General features: G+C 57.2%; 6 protein-coding genes and 1 pseudogene. 4 read left to right on the top strand and 3 right to left on the bottom strand.

Features of this window, described 5'->3' with window-relative positions; all coding sequences use genetic code 11:
* Positions 1-171: 171 nt before the first annotated feature.
* Positions 172-951, bottom strand: a complete 780-nt coding sequence (gene istB / locus CFR76_RS16950) for an IS21-like element helper ATPase IstB (protein ID WP_025440045.1) — start codon at positions 949-951, stop codon at positions 172-174.
* The gene (istA, locus tag CFR76_RS16955; protein ID WP_025440046.1) at positions 941-2464 is read right to left on the bottom strand and encodes an IS21 family transposase; all 1524 of its coding nucleotides are present in this window, start codon (positions 2462-2464) and stop codon (positions 941-943) included. The genes istB and istA overlap by 11 nt, the downstream gene beginning before the upstream one ends.
* 365 nt (positions 2465-2829) lie before the next feature.
* On the opposite strand from istA, the gene frmR reads away from it, so the two are divergent.
* From frmR to fghA, 4 genes are read left to right on the top strand one after another with little or no spacing between them, the layout of a single operon-like run.
* On the top strand, positions 2830-3105 hold the full coding sequence (frmR, locus tag CFR76_RS16960; RefSeq protein WP_025829448.1) for a formaldehyde-responsive transcriptional repressor FrmR: 276 nt from the start codon (positions 2830-2832) through the stop codon (positions 3103-3105).
* A gap of 41 nt (positions 3106-3146) precedes the next feature.
* The gene (locus CFR76_RS16965; protein WP_025440047.1) at positions 3147-4256 is read left to right on the top strand and encodes an S-(hydroxymethyl)glutathione dehydrogenase/class III alcohol dehydrogenase; all 1110 of its coding nucleotides are present in this window, start codon (positions 3147-3149) and stop codon (positions 4254-4256) included.
* A 59-nt stretch (positions 4257-4315) separates the two neighbouring features.
* On the top strand, positions 4316-4717 hold the full coding sequence (locus tag CFR76_RS16970; RefSeq protein ID WP_003618982.1) for a VOC family protein: 402 nt from the start codon (positions 4316-4318) through the stop codon (positions 4715-4717).
* Positions 4718-4741: 24 nt separating this feature from the next.
* Positions 4742-5569, top strand: coding sequence for an S-formylglutathione hydrolase (gene fghA, locus CFR76_RS16975; protein WP_025440048.1), 828 nt, complete (start codon positions 4742-4744; stop codon positions 5567-5569).
* Positions 5570-5650: 81 nt separating this feature from the next.
* On the opposite strand, the pseudogene CFR76_RS16980 reads toward fghA, so the two are convergent.
* Positions 5651-6019: pseudogene (locus CFR76_RS16980) on the bottom strand (IS5-like element ISGdi1 family transposase); the annotation flags it as partial.
* Between the last annotated feature and the right edge of the window lie 100 nt (positions 6020-6119).

Below are 6119 nucleotides of genomic sequence, written 5' to 3' on the forward strand. Positions count from 1 at the left end.
GTGACACTGGGGAATATCCATGAAAGTGGGCGACTTTCAGGATTTTCCAGTTCCAGAACCACAGTACAAGATACCCATCACGAAAAGTGCGGAAGAACCGAGAACTGACCCGGGTTTTTCATCAGGAATTGACCCAGCCAGCTGCTATTTCCGGCATAGTCGGGCGGGCGGTCAAGAAGAGGATCTGTCCTTTCTGTTTTTTGATGCGGCGGTGCTGGCACGGAACCTGTAGCTGTCATTTCCTGTCTCGAGGATATGACAGTGATGGGTCAGCCGATCGAGGAGCGCCGTCGTCATCTTCGGGTCACCAAAGACGTCTCCCCATTCACTGAAGCTCAGATTGGTTGTGATGTTGACACTGGTGCGCTCGTAGAGGCGGCTGAGCAGATGGAACAGCAGGGCGCCCCCAGACGCGCTGAAGGGAAGATAACCGAGTTCATCAAGGATCACGAGATCCAGGCGGAGCAGCCTGTCGGCAATCTGCCCGGCCCGGTTGGCGGTTTTTTCCTGTTTGAGCGCATTGACCAGGTCGACCGTTGACCAGAAGCGCGCCTTCTTGCGGTGATGGGTGATCGCCTGGATGGCCAGCGCGGTCGCCAGATGGGTTTTCCCGGTTCCCGGGCCGCCGATCAGCACGACATTTTCAGCACGCTCGATGAAGTCCCCGCCATGGAGCTGGCGGACCATGGGCTCGTTGACCTGCGTATCGGCAAAGGAGAACCCGGACAGGTCCTTATAGGCGGGGAACCGGGCGGTCTTTGTCTGGTAGGCGATGGAGCGCACTTCGCGTTCGGCCAGTTCCGCCTTCAGGAGTTGTGAGAGGATGGGGATGGCCGCCTCGAAGGCAGGTGCGCCCTGCTCTATGAGGTCAGCCGTGGCCTGGGACATGCCATACATCCGCAGTCCACGGAGCATGACGACAAGTGAAGCGGCGGCAGGATCATGACGCATGGCGGCTGTCCCTTCGCAGGATGTCATACCGCCCTGTATCGGCGCACGGTTCGTGTTCGAGCACCAGGGCCTGTGGGGCATCGAGCCGGGGAACCACGGTTCTCCTGGCATCGATCAGGCGATGAAGCGTATTGAGAACATGGGTCTTGGTCGCCACGCCGTCTTCAAGTGCCAGTTCAACCGCGCAGAGGACAGCCTGCTCATCATGCTGCAGCACAAGGGCCAGGATTTCAGCCATTTCCCGGTCGCCTCCAGGCCGCCTGAACAGTTGATCCTGCAGGGTCCGGAAGGCGGCTGGCAATTCGGTAAACGGCGCGCCATTGCGCAGGGCGCCCGGTTTGCGCTGGATGACCGCCAGATAATGCCGCCAGTCATACACCGTGCGGCCTGGCACGCCATGCGAACGCGTGATGATCCGGTCATGCACGCACAGAACCTGCCCTTCGGCGATAATGCGTAGCCTGTCGGGATAAACCCGCAGGCTGACCGGACGATTGGCAAAGGAGGCCGGCACGCTGTAGCGATTGCCTTCGAACTGGATCAGGCAGGTTGGTGAGACGCGCTTGGTCTGTTCGACAAACCCGTCAAAGGGCCGCCCCGGGATCATGAGGTGGGGACGTTCGCTGGCATGGACCTCGGAGACGCTGTGCGGCAATTCAGCATGCTGCAGCCGTTCCCAACAGTCCAGGCAGCGGGCTTCCAGCCAGGCATTCAGCGCCCCCAGATCCGGAAAGACGGGCAGATCCTGCCAGATCTGGCGCCGGGCATCCTGCACGGTCTTCTCGATCTGCCCTTTCTCCCATCCTGCTGCCGGATTGCAGAAGGTCGCCTCGAACAGATAATGGCTGGCCAGGGCCATGAAGCGCAGGTTGACCTGACGTGCCTTGCCTGACCCAATCCGGTCCACGGCGGTCTTCATGTTGTCAAAAATACCCCGCCGCGGCACGCCACCGAGCACGCGGAAGGCCTCGGTAAGCGCATCAAAAAGCATCTCGTGGGTCTGCAGGGGATAGGCCCTGAGTATGAAGGCCCGGCTGAAGGACAGTTTGGTGTGGGCAACCTGCAGCTTGACGCGATGCCCGGCAATTATCGCCCAGTCCTCGCCCCAGTCGAACTGGAAGGCTTCCCCGGGCTGGAAGCACAGGGGCACGAAAACACCCCGACCCGTTGTCTGGCGTGCCTGGCGCTGTTCGTGTTTCCATTGCCGGATGAAAGCGGCCACCCGTCCGTAGGACCCATCATAACCCAGCGCCACAAGGTCTTCATGCAGTCGTCGCGCCGTGCGCCGGTTCTTGCGGGGGCGGGCGGCTTCCAGGACCAGCCATCCCCTCAGCCTGTCAGCAAACGGGTCCAGTCGGCTGGGACGTTCAGGTACCTGGAACCGCGGTTCAATACTCTGTGTCCGGAGATATTTCCGGATCGTATTGCGTGACAGTCCCGTCCGGCGTTCGATCTCGCGGATCGGAAGATGATCCCGGCAGTGCCACCGACGGATCACACTCAGAAGCTCCATGTCAATCACTCCTCAAACCCCCAGCAGATGCTGCCGGGGAGTGTGAAGGCATGGGTCAAATCTCGATGAAAATTTCCGCCCTACCCGGGTCAGTTCTCAGTGAAAATCAACAGGATATGGGTGTTCCTGCCAACGTAGAGAACCAATAGGTTCGCGTTATTGACATAGGTTTCAGCAAACAACGGTTGGTATGAGCAGATGGAATAGAAGAGCCCCACCTGACGCGCGGAATGGCAGATAGGGGAAAATTTCAGCGATACGGAATTGTGATCGGATCATATGACAAGCGCGTCCTTATATCCTTGTCATACTGCCCTATAGTATGACAAGGATACTCAAGGGTAGTATATTTGGAGTAAGCGTTCGTGCCGCACACACCAGCTGAGAAAAAGCGCGTTCTGACCCGCGTGCGCCGTATTCGCGGGCAACTTGATGCGCTGGAACAGGCTTTGGAGAAGGGGACTGATTGTGGTCCGGTGCTGCAACAGGTGGCGGCCATCCGGGGAGCAATCAACGGCTTAATGGCCGGTGTTCTCGAAAGCCACTTGCGGGAAGAATTTGTTGAGTGTGCCGGCGATCGTGATGCTGCCAGTGGTTCGATCGAGAATGTGGTGTCACTCGTTCGATCCTATCTCCGGTAATGCCCTCGATGCTGGCTGATAGGTTATTTGGAGAAAAAATCATGAAATCACGGGCCGCAGTTGCTTTCGAGGCGGGTAAGCCCCTTAAGATTGTCGAGATCGATGTAGCGCCTCCTCGTGCAGGTGAGGTGCTCGTGCAGATCACGCATACGGGTGTGTGCCACACTGATGCGTTTACCCTGTCAGGGGATGATCCCGAGGGGCTGTTCCCAGCTGTTTTGGGTCACGAAGGCGCGGGAATTGTCATCGAGGTCGGAGAAGGGGTCACCAGCGTTGCCCCCGGCGACCATGTCATTCCGCTTTACACGGCGGAATGCGGTGAATGTCTGTTCTGTAAGTCGGGAAAAACCAATCTCTGCATTTCAGTGCGCGCCACACAGGGTAAAGGTGTGATGCCGGATGGCACGACACGCTTCTCCTACAAAGGTCAGCCGATCCATCATTACATGGGGTGTTCGACGTTCAGCGAATACACGGTTGTCGCCGAGGTTTCTCTGGCAAAAATCAATCCCGCATCCAATCCAGGGCATGTCTGTCTGTTGGGATGTGGCGTCACCACAGGGATTGGTGCGGTACACAACACGGCCAAGGTGCAGCCGGGAGATACGGTTGCCGTCTTCGGTCTGGGCGGGATCGGTCTGGCGGTCATTCAGGGAGCGCGACAGGCAAAGGCTGGCCGGATTTTCGCTATTGATACCAATCCGGAAAAGTTTGAACTTGCCAAAGCATTCGGCGCCACGGAATTCCTCAACCCCAAGGATTATGACAAACCGATTCAGCAGGTTCTTGTGGAAATGACCGGCTGGGGTATTGATCATACATTTGAATGTATCGGAAACGTCAACGTCATGCGCGCGGCGTTAGAAGCCGCGCATCGTGGGTGGGGGCAGTCGATCGTCATCGGAGTGGCAGGGGCCGGTCAGGAAATTTCGACCCGTCCCTTCCAGCTTGTGACGGGGCGTTCGTGGCGCGGCTCGGCTTTCGGAGGGGTCAAGGGACGCAGCCAGCTTCCCGGCATGGTCGAAGATGCCATGCGTGGCGATATCGAACTTGCGCCTTTCGTAACCCACACCATGCCGCTCGAAGACATCAATACGGCCTTCGATCTGATGCATGAAGGAAAATCCATCCGTTCCGTCATTCATTTCTAAGGTCTGCGTCTCACCGCGCAACATCATTTCCAATGGTTGGAAATTACAGGAGAACGATCATGGCAGTTATTTCCGGTGATGGTGTTTTCTCTCACGTTTTTCTTGGGGCAGTGGATACTGCGGTATCCGCGAAATTCTATGACGCCGCGCTTGCGGCTCTGGGCATAAAAAACCTGGGGCCGTTCGGGCATGGGTGGATTCTGTATGGCCGCGAAAAGCCAGCCTTCATCATTGCACGTCCAGGCAACGGTGAAGCGCCCTCAAGCAACGGTGTCACCATCGGTTTTGCAGCAGCGACACCCGCCGAAGTGGAGGCTTTTCATGCCGCAGGTCTTGCCAATGGGGGAACCGATGAAGGCGCACCCGGCCCGCGAAGCCACTTACCGGGCGCTTACGCTGCCTATCTCCGGGATCCGGCAGGGAACAAGATCTGCAGTTATACCTTCACGGACGGTAACTGACATGCGCAAAAGGCAGTGAGAGCCATGGAACGCAAGGAAACACACGCCTCTTTTGGGGGCGAGCAGGAAGTCTGGCGACACAAGTCCGTGTCGTTGGGTGTGGAAGCAAACTTCGCGATCTACCTGCCGCCGCAGGCAAAAACTGAAAAGGTTCCCGTTCTTTACTGGCTCTCCGGTCTGACATGTACGGAGCAGAATTTCATGGGCAAGGCTGGCGCGCAACGCGTGGCCGCAGAACTGGGCATCGCCATTGTCGCGTCGGATACCAGTCCACGGGGCGTGGGTGTGGCTGATGACGATGCGTACGATCTTGGACAGGGTGCCGGATTTTACCTCAATGCGACGCAGGAGCCGTGGGCTGCGCATTATCGGATGTATGATTACGTCGTCACGGAACTTCCTGCGCTGATTGAGGCGAGCTTTCCGGTTACGCAGCAGCGAGGCATTGCGGGACATTCGATGGGTGGATTTGGCGCCATCATGATCGCGCTGCGTAATCCTGGCCGCTATCGTTCTGTGTCAGCCTTTTCACCCATTGTGGCGCCAACGCAGGTACCATGGGGTGAAAAAGCATTCAGTGCTTATCTGGGTCCGGATCGTGCCAGTTGGGCAGCCTATGACCCGCTTGAACTTGTGCGGACAGCGAAGGAAAGACTGCCTGTTCTGATAGATCAGGGTCTGGCGGACCAGTTTCTGAAAGAACAGCTCAGGCCAGAACTGTTCCAGGAAGCCGCACAGAATGCAGGGCAGGAACTCATCCTGAATCTTCGTCCTGATTACGATCACAGCTATTATTTTGTAGCCAGTTTTATTGCAGATCATCTCAGATATTTCGTGAGTAAACTACGATGAATAGATTATCAGTTTTTTGGATCCGGAATTTTCTGGCTTTGAGTGGAGATAAAATCTGTTAGAGCCCGATCCGAAAGTTTTTCAAGCTTGATAATGCCTTGCTGTCCGTCGTGTGAGCATGCGGATCGAGGCGATCAATGTCCATGCGGTTGAGGAAGCAATGGACTTTTCCCAATCTTTGGCGAGCCGCCTGCACCGTCCCAGCCAGGCGAATGTCCGTTCAACCACCCAGCGGCGCGGCAGGATCTGAAAGCCCTTCGCCGTATCGGACCGCCTGATGATTTCGATCGTCCATTTTCCCATGGAGGCGAGCGCGGATCGCAATTTGTCGCCAGCATAGCCGCCATCAGCGAAGATGTGGCGCAGCCAGGGAAAGCGCCTGCGTATTGCCGCCAGGACATCAACCGCCCCATCACGGTCCTGGATGTCGGCGGCATGAACGAGGAGAAAGTGAGGTGGACCCGTCCGTTCGGACAGTTTTGTGGGCTTGATAAGCTATACCCGGTTGTTGTTATGCCGCCCTTCTGACGGCGTTGCTGTTGGCCCTCTG

The organism is Komagataeibacter swingsii, from assembly GCF_003207895.1.
GTDB lineage: Bacteria > Pseudomonadota > Alphaproteobacteria > Acetobacterales > Acetobacteraceae > Komagataeibacter > Komagataeibacter swingsii.

Excerpts from the sequence above, each read along its gene's own strand:
- istB (WP_025440045.1), bottom strand. The coding sequence starts at position 951 with ATGCGTCATGATCCTGCCGCCGCTTCACTTGTCGTCATGCTCCGTGGA.
- istA (WP_025440046.1), bottom strand. The coding sequence starts at position 2,464 with ATGGAGCTTCTGAGTGTGATCCGTCGGTGGCACTGCCGGGATCATCTT.
- CFR76_RS16965 (WP_025440047.1), top strand. The coding sequence starts at position 3,147 with ATGAAATCACGGGCCGCAGTTGCTTTCGAGGCGGGTAAGCCCCTTAAG.
- CFR76_RS16970 (WP_003618982.1), top strand. The coding sequence starts at position 4,316 with ATGGCAGTTATTTCCGGTGATGGTGTTTTCTCTCACGTTTTTCTTGGG.
- fghA (WP_025440048.1), top strand. The coding sequence starts at position 4,742 with ATGGAACGCAAGGAAACACACGCCTCTTTTGGGGGCGAGCAGGAAGTC.